Raw genomic sequence first — 15,148 nt, forward strand, 5'->3', positions numbered from 1 at the left:
CATGGACGCCGCCGTCCTGGACTCGCTGGACCCGCTGATCGAGGCACTGCACGAGCGCGGGTACGCCGTCGTGGGCCCCACTGTCCGCGACGGCGTGATCCGCTTCGCCGAGCTGGACTCGGCCGCCGGCCTGCCCGCCGGCTGGACCGACGAGCAGGCGCCCGGGGCATACCGGCTCCACGAGGACGATCGTCAGGACCCGCCGCAGGACGGTGCGCTGGTCTTCGGTTTCGCGGCAAGTCCCGACTCCGTCAAGCGCTTCACCCACCCACCCCGATCCACGCTGTTTCACATGCGCGACGGCGTGCCGGAGGCGGCTCCTGTCGAGGCGCCCAAGGTGGCGCTGCTGGGCGTGCGGGCCTGCGACCTGGCCGGGCTCGCCGTACAGGATCGGGTGTTCCTGGGTGGGCGGCATCCGGACGAGGCCTACCGCGCGAGGCGCGAGGCACTGTTCCTGATCGCGGTCAACTGCGCGGTCCCGGGCGGGACATGCTTCTGCGCCTCCATGAGCACGGGCCCGCGCGCGACGTCCGGCTTTGACCTTGCCCTGACCGAGCTGACCGGCCCGCACAGGTTCCTGGCCGAATCAGGCAGTGAGCGCGGCGCCACACTGCTGGAGGTCCTGCCGCGCCGGCCCACCACCGAAGCCGACCACAAGGCCGCCCGGCAGGTCAGCGAGACTGCCGAGCGGCGGATGGGCCGCCACGTGGACCTCGACAGTGTCAGGGAGCGGCTGACGGAGCGGCGTGAGTCCCCGGACTGGAACGACATCGCCTCCCGCTGCCTGACCTGCGCAAACTGCACGATGGTCTGCCCGACCTGCTTCTGCGTCACGATCGAGGACGGCACCGACCTGGCCGATGGCTCCGCCACGCGTACGGAACGTTGGGATTCCTGCTTCACGCTGGAGTTCACCGAGCTGGGCGGCGCACCCGTGCGCTCGTCCGGGGCCGCGCGCTACCGGCAGTGGCTCACCCACAAATTCTCCACCTGGGTCGACCAGTTCGGCTCTTACGGCTGCGTCGGCTGTGGCCGGTGCGTCACCTGGTGCCCGGCCGGCATCGACATCACCGAAGAGCTGGAGCGGCTGCGATGATCCCGATCCCGCACCGCGTGCGCTCGCGCCGCCCGGACCGGGCCGACACCGCCACGCTCACCCTGGACCCGATCGACGGCGAGTACCGGCCGTTCCTGCCCGGCCAGTTCACCATGCTCTACGCGCCCGGCGTCGGCGAGATCCCCATCTCCATCAGCGGCCGCGCTCGCGCGGGCGGCTACGTGCAGACCATCCGCGCGGTCGGCGCGGTGAGCCGCGCACTGTGTCGCATGCGGCGTGGCGACATCGTGGGCGTGCGGGGCCCGTTCGGCACGCACTGGGACATGACGCGGGCGGCGGGTCTGGACGTGGTCGTGGCGGCCGGCGGGCTCGGGCTGGCGCCGCTGCGGCCGGTGATCCGCGAGTTGGAGGCCCACGGCGCCCGCTACGGCCGGATCAGCCTTATTGTCGGCGCCCGCACTCCGTCCACCGTGATGTACCCGCGCGAGCTGGCCCGCTGGGCACGCGACCTCGACGTTCAGGTCACCGTGGACCATCCCGACCGGGCGTGGAACGGCCACACCGGTTTGATCACCAAGCTGGTGAGCCGAATCGTCTTCGAGCCGCGCCGCACCTACGCGTTCGTGTGCGGTCCCGAGATCATGATGCGTGCCACGGCCGAAGAGCTCGTACGACGCGGCGTGCCACCCGAGCGCATCGCGCTATCGCTGGAACGCAACATGAAGTGCGGCATCGGCCGGTGCGGGCACTGCCAGCTCGGACCCCTGTTCACCTGTGTGGACGGGCCCGTGCTGACCTACGACAAAGTCGCCGGGCTGCTGGAGGTGAAACAGCTATGAACAAGCTCGCGGTGTGGAAGTTCGCCTCCTGCGACGGCTGCCAGCTCACCCTGCTGGACTGCGAGGACGAGCTGCTGTCGGTGGCCGCCCGGGTGGACATCGCCTACTTCCTGGAGGCCTCCAGCGCGCGGGGCAGGGGCCCTTACGATCTTTCGCTGGTGGAGGGGTCGATCACCACACCGGACGACCTGGAGCGGATCAAGCACGTGCGCCGGGTCTCCAAACACCTGGTGACGATCGGCGCCTGCGCCACCGCGGGCGGCGTGCAGGCGTTGCGCGACCTAGCCGACGTGCGGGAGTTCGCAGCGGTCGTCTACGCGCGGCCCGACTACATCGAGACCCTGGACCGCTCGACGCCGATCTCCGCGCACGTGCCCGTCGACTTCGAGCTGCGCGGCTGCCCCATCGACAAACGGCAGCTCCTGGAGGTCATCGGCGCGTTCCTGGCTGGCAGGCGACCGGTCGTGCCCGCACACAGCGTGTGCGTCGAGTGCAAGGCCCGCGGCAACCCGTGCGTACTCGTCGCGAGCGGTACCCCCTGCTTGGGCCCGGTGACCCAGGCCGGTTGTGGCGCGCTGTGCCCGGCGTTCAATCGCGGCTGCTTCGGCTGCTTCGGCCCCATGGAGACGCCGAACGCCGCCGCGCTCAACGCCCGCCTGCGCGCGGCCGGCATGGACGACGACGAGCTCGGCCGCATCTATCGCACCTTCAACGTTTCCTCGTTCGGGAGCAGCGGTGACGCATAAGACGATCAGAGTCGGCGGTCTCACCCGCGTGGAGGGCGAGGGCGCACTGCTGGTGCGCGCCAGGAACGGCCGCATCAGCGACCTGCAACTAAAGATCTACGAGCCGCCCCGTTTCTTCGAGGCCCTGCTGCGCGGCCGCGCCCACACCGAGCCCCCCGACATCACTGCCCGCATCTGCGGCATCTGCCCAGTCGCCTACCAGATGAGCGCCTGCCAAGCCCTGGAGTCGATCTGCGGCATCACGGTGGACGGCCCCCTGCGCGACCTGCGGCTGCTGCTCTACTACGGCGAATGGATCGAATCGCACACCCTGCACATCTATCTCCTGCATGCCCCCGACTTCCTCGGCTACCCCAGCGGCGTCGCCATGGCCGCGGACCACCGCCCGCTGGTGGAGCGCGGGCTGGCGTTGAAGAAGGCGGGCAACGACCTCGTCGCCGCCGTCGGCGGCCGCGCCATCCACCCGATCAACGTCCGGCTGGGCGGCTTCTACCGCGCGCCCACCCGCGCCGACCTGGCTCCCGTCGCCGAACGCCTCCAGAGCGCGCTGGAGACCGCCCTGGCCACCGTCGAATGGGTCAGCGGCTTCGACTTCCCCGACGTCGAACATGACTACCGTTTCCTGGCACTGCGCCACTCCAGCGAGTACGCCATCCTGTCCGGCGACGTCGCCGTCAGCGACGGCACCACCTTCCCCGTTGACGATTGGCCACGCCACGTCGTCGAGGAGCAGGTGCCACACTCCACCGCCCTGCATGCACGCCTCAACGGCCGCCCCGGCTACCTCACCGGCCCGCTCGCCCGCTACGCGCTCAACGCGCTGCGCCTGTCACCTCTGGCTCTGCACGCCGCCGCCGACGCCGGACTCGGACGCGTGTGCCGCAACCCGTTCCGCAGCATCATCGTCCGCGCCGTCGAGATCGTCCATGCCTGTGAGGAAGCGCTGCGGCTGATCGACGGCTACACCACGCCGGATCCGCCCTTCCTGCCGGTGGCGGCCCGGCCTGGCGTCGGCCACGGAGCGTCGGAGGCCCCGCGCGGCACCCTCTACCACCGCTACCGCATCGACGACAACGGCCTGATCGCCGAAGCCGACATCGTCCCCCCGACGGCCCAGAACCAGGCGCGCATCGAAGCAGACCTGCGCGCCCTCATCCAACCCCGGCTCAACCTGCCCATCCCCCGGCTCACCGAGCTGTGCGAGCGCGCCATCCGCAACCACGACCCATGCATCTCCTGCTCGGCCCACTTCCTCGACCTGCACCTCCACCATGACTAGGACCGTCGTCATCGGGCTCGGCAACGACTACCGCGGAGACGACGGCGCCGGGCTGGCCGTGGCCCGGCTGCTACGCGACCTGGGCCCGGACATGAGCGGAGCCGCGATCGAGAACGGCGGCGACCCGGCCGAGCTGATCGAGGCCTGGACGGGCGCTGATGTGGCCATCGTGATCGACGCGGCCCGCTCAGGCGACCCTCCGGGAATCGTCCGCCGCTTCCGCGGCACCCCATGCCTGGCCCATGGCGGCTCCAGCACCCACGCCCTGTCCCTCGCCGACGCCGTGGAGTTGGCTCGCTCGCTGGACCGGATGCCGGGCGAACTCATCGTCTACACCGTAGAAGGCGCCGACTTCGCGCTCGGCGCCGGCCTGTCGGAGGCGGTGTCGTCGGCGGCGTGGAACATCGCCCGCACGATCCTGCGGGATGCCCGTTGACCTCTGCTCAGCAGATGCGCGGCAGTTGCTCCCCTACCAGCATGTCGACGACCCTGTGGGAACCGACCAGGGTCCGCATGGTGACGCGGCCGGGATGATCGGCGACGACGGTACCGATGCGGGTGGCGGCGGCGCCCTCCGGCCGTTCGCGCATCGCGGCGAGGACGACGTCGGCCCTGGCCGGATCCACGAACGCCACCAGGCAACCCTCGTTGGCCACGTGCATCGGGTCCAGCCCCAGCAGGTCGCACGCGGCGGCCACCTGGGCGGGCACGGGAATGACCGGCTCCTCCAGCTCCACGCCTGTGTGAGAGGCCGCGGCCAGCTCGTTCAGCGCACTGGCCAGGCCTCCTCTGGTGGCGTCGCGCATGGCGTGCACCCCGCGGCCGCCCGCCGTGATCATCGCGGCCACCAGGCGGTGCAGGGGCCGGCTGTCGGAGGCGAGCTCGCTTTCGAAGCCGAGCCCCTCGCGGGTGCTGAGGACGGTGACGCCGTGCAGCCCGATCGGGCCCGACAGCAGTACGGCGTCCTCAGGGCGGCCGTTCGAGGCGGCCGGTGCCGCGCCGGGCAGGCGGACGCCGATCCCGGTCGTGGTGACGTAGAGGCCGTCCGCCGCACCCCTGCCGACTACCTTGGTGTCGCCGGTCACCACGCGAACGCCGCAGGCACGGGCCGCCTCGGCGACCGAGGTCGTGATGCGGCGAAGCTCGTCGAGCGGAAGCCCCTCCTCGATGATGTAGGCCAGGCTGAGTGCCACCGGTGCGGCGCCCATCATGGCCAGGTCGTTGACGGTCCCGTGCACGGCCAGCGAGCCGATGTCACCCCCCGGGAAGAAGCGGGGCGTAACCACAAAACCGTCGGTTGACATCACCACCTCCGGCGCGCCGGTGGTGACGAGCGCTGCGTCGTCGAGCATCGGGGCGCCGAGACGCGGCGTGAGGTCGGCGAGCAGCTCGGCCATGAGCTGACCGCCGGAGCCGTGCCCGAGCAGCACCCGCTCGGTCTCGGCCAGCGGCATGGGGCACGTGGCGGCGATCGGATCCAAGCCCGTGGTCATGACATCTCCTGTCTCGTACGGCCGGCGTTGTGGAAGGCCGCGCACGTGCCCTCTGCCGAGACCATCGGTGCTCCCAGTGGCCGGCGCGGCGTGCACACGGTCCCGTAGGCGGCGCAGTCGAGCGGGGTGCCCGTGCCTCGCAGGATGTCACCGGCGATGCAATCGGGGTTCTCGTCCGCGCTCACACCGCCGACCCCGAACCGGAGCGCTGCGTCGTAGTCGATGAACTCCGGCGCCAGCACGAGCCCGCTGGCCGGGATCTCTCCGATGCCCCGCCACGTCTGGTCGCCGACCCTGAACACCCGCCGGACGGCGTCCTGGGCGAAGGTGTTGCCGGTCCGCCGCACCGCACGCGCGTACTGGTTCTCCACCTCGAAGCGCCCCTCCTCCAGCTGGCGCACCGCCATGAGGATGCCTTCGAGCAGGTCGAGCGGCTCGAACCCGGTCACCACGATCGGCACCCGATAGCGCAGCGCCAGCGGCTCGTACTCGGTCCACCCCATCACCGCGCACACGTGCCCGGCCGCCAGGAAGGCGTCGATGCTGTTACCAACCCCCGTCGGGCTACGCCCTCCGTCCCGCCCCCGTCCCGACGCCGACTCCATGATCGCGGTCATCGCCGGCGGCACCAGGACGTGGCTCACCAGCACGCTGAAGTTGTCCAGCCGTTCCTCGGCCGCGCACAGCACGGCCATGGCGTTGGCGGGGGCGGTGGTCTCGAAGCCGACCGCGAAGAACACCACCTGCCGATCGGGGTGCGCGGCAGCCAGTCGTACTGCGTCAAGCGGTGAGTAGACGACACGCACGTCCGCGCCACGGGCCTTGGCCGACAGCAGATCAGCGCCGGAGCCGGGCACCCTCAGCATGTCGCCGAACGACGTGAAGATCACCTCTGGGCGGGCGGCGATGGCCAGCGCCCGATCGATGGTCGCCAGCGGCGTCACGCAGACGGGACAGCCGGGGCCGTGCACCATGCGTACCGGGATGAGCTCGTCGATGCCCTGGCGGACGATCGTGTGCGTCTGCCCGCCGCACACCTCCATGATCGACCACGGCCTGGTGGCGGCGGCGCGGATCTCCGCGACGAGGCGGCGGGCCAGCACGGGATCGCGGTACTCAGCGAGATACTTCATCCAGCCCTCCAGGGATCGCACGCAGCACCGCCAGTGTGCGCAGCGCCTCGTCCTCGTCCAGCACGGAGATCGCGAACCCGACGTGCACGATCACGTAGTCCCCGATCCCGGCCTCCGGGGTGTAGGACAGGCACACGTCGCGGCGCAGTCCGTCGAAGTCCACGGTCCCCATCTCGCCGTCGCGAACCACGATCCGGCCCGGCACTCCTAGGCACATGACGGCTCCCACCTCGCTTTCACCTACCACGGTCGCCTTGGCCCACTCCCAGCGCACAGCGGCGAACGTCCCGCGTTTTGATGACTTAGGTCCTCAAGGCGGCCACCCACCTCCAGCGCCAGGCTCGGACAGGGACCAAGGTCCTTGTCCGGTAGGTGCCAAGGACCGCCCCGCTCCGAGGCCTTCGGGCAATCGAGTGGTGACCTCCGCACCTGCCCGCTCAGCAGCCCCTGCGAAAGAGTGAGGCGCAGGAACAGGACGACCCCCGAGGAGTTGACTGAGATGCGCACCATACGCATAACGCTGCGCCCGAGACCGGCTCGCCGTCGCCCGGGCCTCGACCTCCGGACGCCTTCCGGACGTACGCTGCCGTACTGATCGCGCCTTGGGCGCTCATCGGAACAGCGCACCGTCAAGGGTGAAGCGGATGAACTCGCCGGCGGGCCACCGCGCCGTTCCCGGCCACCAGCCACCCCGTATCCGTGCAGGCAGAGTGAACCCGTCGAAGACGGTCTCGTCTTCGCATTCGATGCCGAACAGATGCTGGCGACAGGCGCCCTTGTCGGGATTGCCCCAACGATCCATGGTGACGCTCTCCAGTCGGCCGTCGGGTGCGATGGTCATCGTCACGTCGTGATCCTGGGAGCCGACCGGAAGACTGGCGACCGCCCGTCGCTCGTCGAGCGCCTTCCACCGCACGCGCGGGTCGAGCGCGACCGCGGGCGCCAGTACGAACTCGCAGGCGAGCCTCCCTGCGGCGCTCCTGGTGATGTCCGCCCCAGTGCCTGACATCAGCGAAAAGGCGTCGAGCAGCCGCCAGCGCATCTCCCCCGCCCCCGCGCGATACCGGTCGAATCCGCGTACCGGCAGCAGCCCGAGACAGGCGCTCGCCGACCAGACGAAGCCTTCCAGCGGCAACAAGACCTGAGTGGCGCGGAATCGCCGCCAGGAGCCCAGCTTGATCGTCCCGTGCGTGCTCAGGACGACCGCGCGCAGCATGGCCGTGCCGGGAGCGATCGTGTGCAGGACCCACCGCCGCGCCGGATCAGGCAACAGATCGGCCTGTCCGGGATCGAACGGGTGAGCCTGTAGTGTCTGGCGCTGCAGCAGATCCCAGTCATGCCGCGCTTCTTGCGTGAGGTACGGCGGCGCGACGACTACGGTCATGACCGTCTCCATCCCGTGCCGATCACCGCCAGCGGGCAGCACGCCCGATGCAGGATCCCGTAACTGACCGAGCCCAGCGCAGCCGAGGCGAACCCGCCGAGCCCCCGCGACCCGACCACCACGAGGTCGGCTGCCTGCGAGGACTCCGCCACAGCCGGGACCAGGTGCTCGGCCGTCCGGGGCTCGCGCACTTGCACGATGCGCAGCGGCAGGCTTCTCCGTGCGGCGTTCTCGGCCGCCCAGGTGAGGGCTGACTTCGCCGCCTGCGAGCCATCGACCCCTACGACGATCGCTCTGTTCATCATGAACCTTCTTCAGAGATAGGGAGCGCGGGCAGGCGTCCCGGCCCGCGCTCGTCCCAGGCGTCAGTGCTCGACGGTGATCCGCCGGCCCTCCGCCTTCTTTCCTTCGGCCAGCCCCACGCTGACCTCCAGGACACCGCCCGTATAGCTGGCCTTGACGTCATCGGTCTTGGCCGTCTCGGGCAGCGTCACCGACCGAGAGAGCGCCCCGTAGGCGAACTCGGAGCGGTGCGGCTCGGTGGTCATCCGGGTCTTCTCCGCCCGGATGTGAAGCACGCCGTCGTCCAGGGTGACCTCGACGTCCTTGCCGGGGTCGATCCCGGGCAGCTCGGCGCGCAGAACGTACCGGCCGTCCGCGATGTAGTCCTCGATCCGCAGGATCTGTCCGAACGGCCGGAACCCGAACATCGGGTGCTCCAGCCACTCGACCAGCTCCGGGAACGGGAACCTGATGTCCCGCCGCTCAGGCAGGTTCATCGCAGCCTCCTTCCGTGGTCCCGATTTCCACATCTCCAGCTCACGCCTGACGGGCCCACAGCGGCAGAGGACGAAGTCCTCTTTCGCCGGGACCATCGGCATCGCTGGAACCGGATCGCACAGGGTGCGCTCCGGTGTCGATCACTGCGGCCTCGGGCGGAGGGGCAGGCGCACCAGCGCGGCCCCGGTGAGTGCCGCCACCGTGGCCGCCATGACGGCCCCGCCGAGCAGGCCGATGGCGACGACCAGCCAGCCAGGTTGCCCCTCCTGCCACAACGGCGTGGTCACCAGGGCGAACGCGCCCAGCGCGACGAGCCAGGAGCCCGCGGTCGCGATCACCCACCAGAAGGCCCGGCGCACGTGCCGGCGCAGCACCCGCCATTGCAGCAGCCCCATGGCGACCAGCAGGGTCAGCCCGAGCAGGGCGAGCACGGCAGGCGGCCACCGCAGCACGCGTTCACCCAGAACGATCGGCATCGCACCGACGATCCACGCCATGACGGCCCCTACCGCCGTCGCCCGTACCCAGTCGCGGGTGGCGATCGCGGGAAGCGCGGCCCTGAGCGCGTACGCCTGCGCCAGGCCGAGGATCGTGCCTTCCACGGCTCCCGCCATGACGATCGCCGCTCCCTGCAGGAGCGGGCCGATGCCCAGCATCCCCCATTCTGGTCCGGACACCAGGGCCCCCACCACCGCCGGCACGGTGAATCCGGCCAGCTCCCCCAGCGTGACCGCTCGCGTCCAGCGCCACCACATACGCTCGCCACCCCGAGTCGGGGCAGGGTCCTGCGTTCCGAGGCGGATGACGACGACGGGGCCGCCGGGTGCGATGCGCGGCTTGAGGACATGACCTTGCTGCTCGGCTGCCACCGTGTGTGCCGATTCCCGGGTGACCGTCGCGCGGCCGCGCCGCATCTCTCCCCTCAGGACCAGTTGCACAGGGGCGCCGTCCTCGAGGTTGCGCCACCACAGCCGCGACGGCCTGCTGATCACCGTGAGGGTGTCCCCGTGCCGCTCGTACTGAACGGGCAGCCGGATGGCGGCGCCGCTCCTGCGGCCGGTGACGGTGAGCAGCATGACCCGACTCGACAGCAGGTCATGCAACGGCGTGTGGAGCAACCAGGCGACGAACGGGTTCACCAGGAGCGTCTGGAGACGATCCAGGGCACTCCACAGCGAGATCACGGACATGGCCGGTGTCGGCCCCACAGCAGGTAGGCGATCGGGCCGACCGGCTGGACGAAGATCCCAAGCCACCACAGGCCCTTGCGCCCGCGCACGTCTTCCTTGGGACGGAAGCAGAGATCCACCGCGGCGGCCGTCGTGAGCGCGACCTCCGCGGAAACCAGCACCATCAGTGTGCCCCGGTGTCTCTTCGACAGCTCGTTCCAGCTCATCGACTGGCCCCCTTCTCTCCAACACCAGGGTGACGACCGTGTCGGCTGCGGTCTGGAGGACGAAGTCACACGTCCGGCCGTCTTTGGACCCTTCTTCTGTGACAGGTGTCCATCGGCGCGCAGGTCGGGACTTTCGACCGCAGGCGCCCGTGCGGGACGGTGATGCGCTGGGAGAATGACTACCTATCCCGTACGAGTCGAGGCCCGGCTCGAGGAGCCGCTGAACCGGGGTCTCTGGATCGTCAAATGGTTCCTGGCGATCCCCCACTACATCGTGCTCGGCTTCCTGTGGATCGCCTTCGGCGTCCTCACCGTCATCGCGTTCTTCGCGATCCTGTTCACCGGCCACTACCCCCGCGCGCTGTTCGACTTCAACCTCGGCGTGCTGCGCTGGACCTGGCGGGTGGCCTACTACACCTACGGCGCCTTGGGGACCGACCGCTATCCGCCTTTCACCCTCGGCCCGGCCCCGGACTACCCGGCCACGCTGGAGATCGACTACCCGGAACGGCTCTCCCGCGGCCTGGTGCTGATCAAGTGGTGGCTGCTGGCCATCCCGCACTACCTCATCGTGGGCCTGTTCACCAGTGGCAGCGTCATCTCCTGGCGCGGCGACCTGCCTGACGGCGGCGGCGTGCTCTACACGCTCGACTGGGGCGGGCTCATCGGGCTGCTGGTCCTCATCGCCGCCCTGTTCCTGCTGTTCACTGGCCGCTACCCGCACGGCCTCTACGACCTCGTGCTCGGGATGAACCGGTGGGCGCTCCGGGTCGCCGCGTACGCGACGCTCATGACCGATGTCTACCCGCCGTTCCGGCTCGAACAGGGCGGCCACGAGCTGCCGCGCATGGAGACACCGCCGGAGCCGCGACACGCGCCGGTACGGCACGGCGCCGGTTCCATCGTGGCGATCGTCGTGGGCGCGCTGCTCGCGTTCGGCGCCATCGGCACGGCCGCAACCGGCTCGCTCTCGGCGGTGCTCGCCCAGTCCCGCACCGGCAGCGGCTTCGTCAGCACGACCGGCGAGCGTATCTCCACCCCGGCGTACGCGCTGACCACCGACCAGATCGCCATCAGCGGCGAGGGCGTGGAGTACCTGCGCAGCTTCACCGGCAAGGTACGCATCGAGACGTCATCCACCGGCACCCCGCTGTTCGTCGGCATCGGCCCCCGGGCCGACGTCGAGACATACCTGAAGGGCGTCGGCTACGACCGCATCACCCGTCTGACCTTCGGTCCGGGTCCCGACGACACCGCCTACACGCGGCACGCGGGAGGGCAGCCGGCCACACCTCCCGCCACGCAGACCTTCTGGACGGCGACAGGGTCCGGGAGCCTCGAATGGGACATCGAGCCGGGCGACTGGACCATCGTGATCATGAACGCGGACGCGAGCCCCACGATCTCGGCCGACGTCCGGCTGTCCGCCACGCTTCCATGGCTGGACGGACTGACCGCCTGGTTGTTCGTCGCGACCGGGATCCTGCTGATCTCCGGCGTCGGGCTCATCCTGTTCGGCATCCGCCTGACCAGGAGCCCCGTCCCTGAGGCCACGCATGCTGCACCGACGCCCCGCCACTGAAGGGCACCCGCTCTTACAGCCGCAACGGTTTCCAGGACCTTGGGCAGGACCTTCGTCCCTGGCGCGGGCAGCGCCGCGGGCGTGGAGTGAAAGGGCCAGGCTCCATGGAAGGAGGTCATCATGGATTGGCCCGTCGCGATCGTCATCATCTCCGTGATCTTCGCTGTCACGGTCGTCATCACGTCGTTTATCGCCCGCCCGAAGAAGTAGCGCCAGAAACCGCTGGGCGGATAGAGGCGGGGGCGGAGGCACTCACCGGCCCCCCGCCTCGAACTCAATGGTTGCCATCCATCACGGGACGGCCGGTGACTGACCCCAGACGAAGAAGCTGTGCGACAGCGGCTTGTCGCCCCTTCCCGGAACCTCGCCACCCGTCGGGATTCCATACTCAGGCTTGACGACTACACCCGCCCATCGGCCGCCTAGATCGCCAGCATTGTGGGGAGGGCGCGGACGATGGCCAGAATCCGGATCAAGCTCGCTGGTAGGGCCACGGCCATCGGCCATGCCGGCCCCACCGCGCTTAGCGCCACGGCGGTCACCATCAGGCCTTCCAGCAGGATCTGCCCCACCGCGCCCGCGATCATCGCCGTCCGGGTCGGGCAGTAGGCGTGTTCGGCCAGCACCACCGTGGCGAGCAGGCCGACGACGGTCAGGAGCGCGGCTCCGTACAAGACCTTGATCGACATGGGCACCGGCCATGTCCACGCCCGGTGTGAGATCAGCGTCGCGACCCAGACGCCTGCCATGAATGGGCCGGTGGCCAGCAGCACAAGAGCGGTGCTCCGCCAGGGCGAGCCCCGCCCGGACTTGCTCCGCTACGGTGACTGGACCAGACCCGACTCGGCCACCCTCATCGGCGCCCGGCCGGACGGCCAAAGAGACCGTCGCCGCGGTCCTGGCCGCTCCTCAGGCGGGCGGCCAACCGCGGGTAGACGGAAATGCGGTGGCTTCGGCGCAGGCAAGGGCCGTAGCGTCTCATGATGTGGATGTTGACGAGCAGCGGGATCTTCGCCTGCTGGTGAACTGGTTAGGCCGGGTCGAGCGCTGGCACCAACTGACGAGCGAACGGCCGGACTCTTGGCAGGTCGATCCGCGCAGCGCCCTGGCTGGCGACGACGCCAAGACCGATCCCTACCAGGTCTCCCACGCGGCCTGGCACGCGCTCACCGTGGCCGTCGACCATCTGGACTGCCTGAAGTCCTCGCTGCTGCGCGACCTGAACGGCGAGCAGGCCGAGGTCCGTATTCATACCCATGCCCAGTCCTCGCTGCTGCGCGGCGCGATCGAGAACGCCGCCCGCGCGGTCTGGCTGGTCGGCCCCAAAGACCGGCTGACCCGCATCAGCCGCCGCCTAGCGCTGCAAGCCAAGGAGACCAAGGACTCCTTCCGGCTCCGGGCCCTGGTCCAGCAGCCCGCCGCCCAGACGCTGGAGCAGCGCCTGCAGCGGCTCACCCACCTGCTGATCGCCGCCGGGACACAGCCCGAGCAGACCAAGACGGCGTTGAAGGCACCCGCCTACAGCGACATCGTGCGCGGTGCCGGTGACCTGACGCCACTGGGCGCCGACGTGGCGCAGGTCGTCTGGAGCGGCTGCAGCGCGCTGGCGCACGGCGACGGCTTCGGCACGCTGGCCATGCTGGATCGCCAGATCATGGCCAGCAGCCAGGACGTGGCGCTGGTACGCGTCACGGGCTCGATCAGCGGACTGTACTGGTGCACCGTGATCGCCACCATCATGATCGAGCACGGCTTCGGGCTCTACCAGACGCGAGCGATGTGCCATCGGTGACCAGGACCATAGCGTGGCCTCAATCAGAGGAAGGCCATGACAACTGCAAACCGGGATCGAAGCAACCTCACGGTGTGGAGAAGGTCATCCCTGGCATGGCCTACCTCCCTGCGCGGTCGCTCGATCCCCGCTACACGGCCATTAGCCAATCGACCGCACCGCCGTCGGCTTGCCCGGATCCCGATCATCATCGACTCCAGGCTCACGTTACCCGGCGCTGACTTGATGCAGGCCAGCAGTTCGGCATCGTCCTCTTCATCGAGCACGGCGTCGCATCCGCCACGACCGGTTCATCAGTTGCAGCAGCGGTCGCAGGCGCGTCGTCGGTGAGGCCGACCAGGGCACGGATTCGCCGGGTGGACGCCTCGCTCAGCCGGGCCACGGTCCGCAGCGACCAGATGATCTCCGCCTTGTGCAGCGCCGAGGCCACGATCCGCGCGATGCGTCCCGGCGTCGGCGGCTCAAAGCCCGGGACCACCGGCAGGCTCCGTGCTGGAGAGAACCTGATCGTTCTTATGCCTGAAGGCCAGCCGTAGCCGAGCCGCCACGGGATCGTCTTTCACCATGTCGACGCAGCGGCGCAGGTGTCGCTCCAGCAGGGTGAGGGCGACCGCGCGGAGGGCTTCGCTGACTGCGGCGACCTCGTCGACGATGTCGAGCCGGTCCCGGTCCTGTTCGGCCATCGTGGTCAGGTCATGCACCTGGCCGGAACAGCACTGATCGTCAGGGGACAGGCGTAGAACTGCGCCTGGGAGGCAGGGGCCCTTGCCCCGCACAGGCAACGCCCACCTCCGGTGGCCGGAGGTGGGCGCGTGACCGTTCGCACTACTTCAGGTAGGGGTTGCGCTGGACGATCGGCAGGTTGCCGAGTCCGAGGGTGGTCCCCGCGTTGGCGAGGGCGAGGCCGATGAGAACGATCGAGTAGATGATGTGGTCGTCCATGAACGGGTTGTTGGCCAGGGGCAGCTCGGCCGCCCACATCAGGACCAGCATCAGTGTGCCGGTGACGGCGGCGATCCGGGTTCCGACGCCCAGGACGAGCGCCAGGCCGATGCCGAGCAGGCCGGCCATGAACAGCCAGTCCACCCACGGCTGCCCGGCCAGGGAGCTGAAGAAGCCGCCGAGCGCGTTCTCGCCGGTGCCCTTGAGGAACCCGGTCGTCGGGCTGCCGCCTTCGAGCCAGGCGCGGTTGGCCGGGGTGGCGAAGCCCCAGCCGAAGGTCTTGTCCAGGAACGCCCACAGGAAGACCCAGCCGATCGAGATCCGGGCGATCGCCCAGACGTAGTCGACCGGGCGCCGCGCGGCGGTGGTGCCCGTCTCGATGACGGGCGCGGTGACGGTGGCGGCCATGATGGCCCCCTTTCGGTGCTGATTCGTCGTCCTTGTCACACCCCAAGCACACCGTCTGCGACCTTCCCGGAGCAGTGCCGTACGGCCCACAGCGCAAGGACCTTCGTCCCCTTGTAGTCGGGCGATCCGGTCAAGCGGGGCTCCCCATCACGAGCGGTCCATCGGCGACCCGAGATGACTGATGCCTAGTGCGTCACCGTCCTTCGGCGCTGCCCGCCCCTGCAACTCCATGAGGCGGTTCCCTCGCGCCATCCCCATCGGCGCGCCGCCGCCATTGGGTTAGGACGAGGCGGAGGCCCCGGCCGCGGCGGCTTCGG

The 15,148-nt window shown here is 69.8% G+C and carries 19 protein-coding genes; 7 read left to right on the top strand and 12 right to left on the bottom strand.

Going from position 1 to position 15,148, the window contains the following annotated elements; all coding sequences use genetic code 11:
• Window position 1 precedes the first annotated feature (1 nt).
• The 5 genes from ACIBX3_RS50875 to ACIBX3_RS50895 are packed head-to-tail and all read left to right on the top strand — an operon-like array spanning window position 2 to window position 4,357.
• Window positions 2-1,096 carry a 4Fe-4S dicluster domain-containing protein gene (locus ACIBX3_RS50875; RefSeq protein WP_397127975.1) on the top strand — a complete coding sequence of 365 codons (1,095 nt, stop codon included), beginning with the start codon at window positions 2-4 and terminating at the stop codon, window positions 1,094-1,096.
• Window positions 1,093-1,896 carry an FAD/NAD(P)-binding protein gene (locus ACIBX3_RS50880; protein WP_397127977.1) on the top strand — a complete coding sequence of 268 codons (804 nt, stop codon included), beginning with the start codon at window positions 1,093-1,095 and terminating at the stop codon, window positions 1,894-1,896. Before ACIBX3_RS50875 ends, ACIBX3_RS50880 begins: the two co-directional genes overlap by 4 nt.
• Complete coding sequence (locus ACIBX3_RS50885; protein WP_397127978.1) at window positions 1,893-2,642, top strand: oxidoreductase; 750 nt, start codon at window positions 1,893-1,895, stop codon at window positions 2,640-2,642. Before ACIBX3_RS50880 ends, ACIBX3_RS50885 begins: the two co-directional genes overlap by 4 nt.
• Entirely contained in the window at window positions 2,632-3,921 is a 1,290-nt protein-coding gene (locus tag ACIBX3_RS50890) for a Ni/Fe hydrogenase subunit alpha (RefSeq protein ID WP_397127979.1), read from the top strand. Before ACIBX3_RS50885 ends, ACIBX3_RS50890 begins: the two co-directional genes overlap by 11 nt.
• Window positions 3,914-4,357 (top strand): hydrogenase maturation protease, encoded by a 444-nt coding sequence (locus ACIBX3_RS50895; RefSeq protein WP_397127980.1) that lies wholly within the window; start codon window positions 3,914-3,916, stop codon window positions 4,355-4,357. Before ACIBX3_RS50890 ends, ACIBX3_RS50895 begins: the two co-directional genes overlap by 8 nt.
• Before the next feature lie 7 nt (window positions 4,358-4,364).
• Here ACIBX3_RS50895 and hypE read toward each other — a convergent pair whose 3' ends face one another.
• From hypE to ACIBX3_RS50935, 8 genes are all read right to left on the bottom strand, one after another.
• Window positions 4,365-5,414 carry a hydrogenase expression/formation protein HypE gene (gene hypE / locus ACIBX3_RS50900; protein ID WP_397127981.1) on the bottom strand — a complete coding sequence of 350 codons (1,050 nt, stop codon included), beginning with the start codon at window positions 5,412-5,414 and terminating at the stop codon, window positions 4,365-4,367.
• Window positions 5,411-6,547 carry a hydrogenase formation protein HypD gene (gene hypD, locus ACIBX3_RS50905; protein WP_397127982.1) on the bottom strand — a complete coding sequence of 379 codons (1,137 nt, stop codon included), beginning with the start codon at window positions 6,545-6,547 and terminating at the stop codon, window positions 5,411-5,413. The genes hypE and hypD overlap by 4 nt, the downstream gene beginning before the upstream one ends.
• Window positions 6,531-6,821, bottom strand: a complete 291-nt coding sequence (locus ACIBX3_RS50910) for a HypC/HybG/HupF family hydrogenase formation chaperone (protein WP_397127983.1) — start codon at window positions 6,819-6,821, stop codon at window positions 6,531-6,533. Before ACIBX3_RS50910 ends, hypD begins: the two co-directional genes overlap by 17 nt.
• A gap of 336 nt (window positions 6,822-7,157) precedes the next feature.
• On the bottom strand, window positions 7,158-7,931 hold the full coding sequence (locus tag ACIBX3_RS50915) for a DUF6544 family protein (protein WP_397127984.1): 774 nt from the start codon (window positions 7,929-7,931) through the stop codon (window positions 7,158-7,160).
• Entirely contained in the window at window positions 7,928-8,236 is a 309-nt protein-coding gene (locus ACIBX3_RS50920) for a universal stress protein (protein WP_397127985.1), read from the bottom strand. The genes ACIBX3_RS50915 and ACIBX3_RS50920 overlap by 4 nt, the downstream gene beginning before the upstream one ends.
• Window positions 8,237-8,296: 60 nt before the next feature.
• The gene (locus ACIBX3_RS50925) at window positions 8,297-8,710 is read right to left on the bottom strand and encodes an Hsp20/alpha crystallin family protein (RefSeq protein ID WP_138708764.1); all 414 of its coding nucleotides are present in this window, start codon (window positions 8,708-8,710) and stop codon (window positions 8,297-8,299) included.
• A 141-nt stretch (window positions 8,711-8,851) separates the two neighbouring features.
• Entirely contained in the window at window positions 8,852-9,919 is a 1,068-nt protein-coding gene (locus ACIBX3_RS50930; protein WP_397127986.1) for a nitroreductase/quinone reductase family protein, read from the bottom strand.
• Entirely contained in the window at window positions 9,892-10,107 is a 216-nt protein-coding gene (locus ACIBX3_RS50935; protein WP_397127987.1) for a PLD nuclease N-terminal domain-containing protein, read from the bottom strand. The genes ACIBX3_RS50930 and ACIBX3_RS50935 overlap by 28 nt, the downstream gene beginning before the upstream one ends.
• A 175-nt stretch (window positions 10,108-10,282) precedes the next feature.
• Between ACIBX3_RS50935 and ACIBX3_RS50940 the strand changes: the two genes are divergently transcribed.
• Window positions 10,283-11,689, top strand: a complete 1,407-nt coding sequence (locus tag ACIBX3_RS50940) for a DUF4389 domain-containing protein (protein WP_397127988.1) — start codon at window positions 10,283-10,285, stop codon at window positions 11,687-11,689.
• 422 nt (window positions 11,690-12,111) lie between these two features.
• On the opposite strand, the gene ACIBX3_RS50945 is transcribed toward ACIBX3_RS50940, so the two are convergent.
• Window positions 12,112-12,438, bottom strand: a complete 327-nt coding sequence (locus ACIBX3_RS50945) for a hypothetical protein (protein WP_397127989.1) — start codon at window positions 12,436-12,438, stop codon at window positions 12,112-12,114.
• A gap of 236 nt (window positions 12,439-12,674) precedes the next feature.
• Here ACIBX3_RS50945 and ACIBX3_RS50950 point away from each other — a divergent pair, with 236 nt between their 5' ends.
• Window positions 12,675-13,481, top strand: coding sequence for a hypothetical protein (locus ACIBX3_RS50950; RefSeq protein ID WP_397127990.1), 807 nt, complete (start codon window positions 12,675-12,677; stop codon window positions 13,479-13,481).
• A 202-nt stretch (window positions 13,482-13,683) separates the two neighbouring features.
• On the opposite strand, the gene ACIBX3_RS50955 is transcribed toward ACIBX3_RS50950, so the two are convergent.
• From ACIBX3_RS50955 to ACIBX3_RS50965, 3 genes are read right to left on the bottom strand one after another with little or no spacing between them, the layout of a single operon-like run.
• The gene (locus ACIBX3_RS50955; RefSeq protein ID WP_397127991.1) at window positions 13,684-13,959 is read right to left on the bottom strand and encodes a hypothetical protein; all 276 of its coding nucleotides are present in this window, start codon (window positions 13,957-13,959) and stop codon (window positions 13,684-13,686) included.
• A complete protein-coding gene (locus tag ACIBX3_RS50960) occupies window positions 13,943-14,257 on the bottom strand; it encodes a metal-sensing transcriptional repressor (RefSeq protein WP_397127992.1) in 315 nt (104 codons plus the stop codon). Before ACIBX3_RS50960 ends, ACIBX3_RS50955 begins: the two co-directional genes overlap by 17 nt.
• A 49-nt stretch (window positions 14,258-14,306) precedes the next feature.
• Window positions 14,307-14,831, bottom strand: a complete 525-nt coding sequence (locus tag ACIBX3_RS50965) for a DoxX family membrane protein (protein ID WP_397127993.1) — start codon at window positions 14,829-14,831, stop codon at window positions 14,307-14,309.
• Between the last annotated feature and the right edge of the window lie 317 nt (window positions 14,832-15,148).

The organism is Nonomuraea sp. NPDC049480 (assembly GCF_044465905.1).
GTDB lineage: Bacteria > Actinomycetota > Actinomycetes > Streptosporangiales > Streptosporangiaceae > Nonomuraea.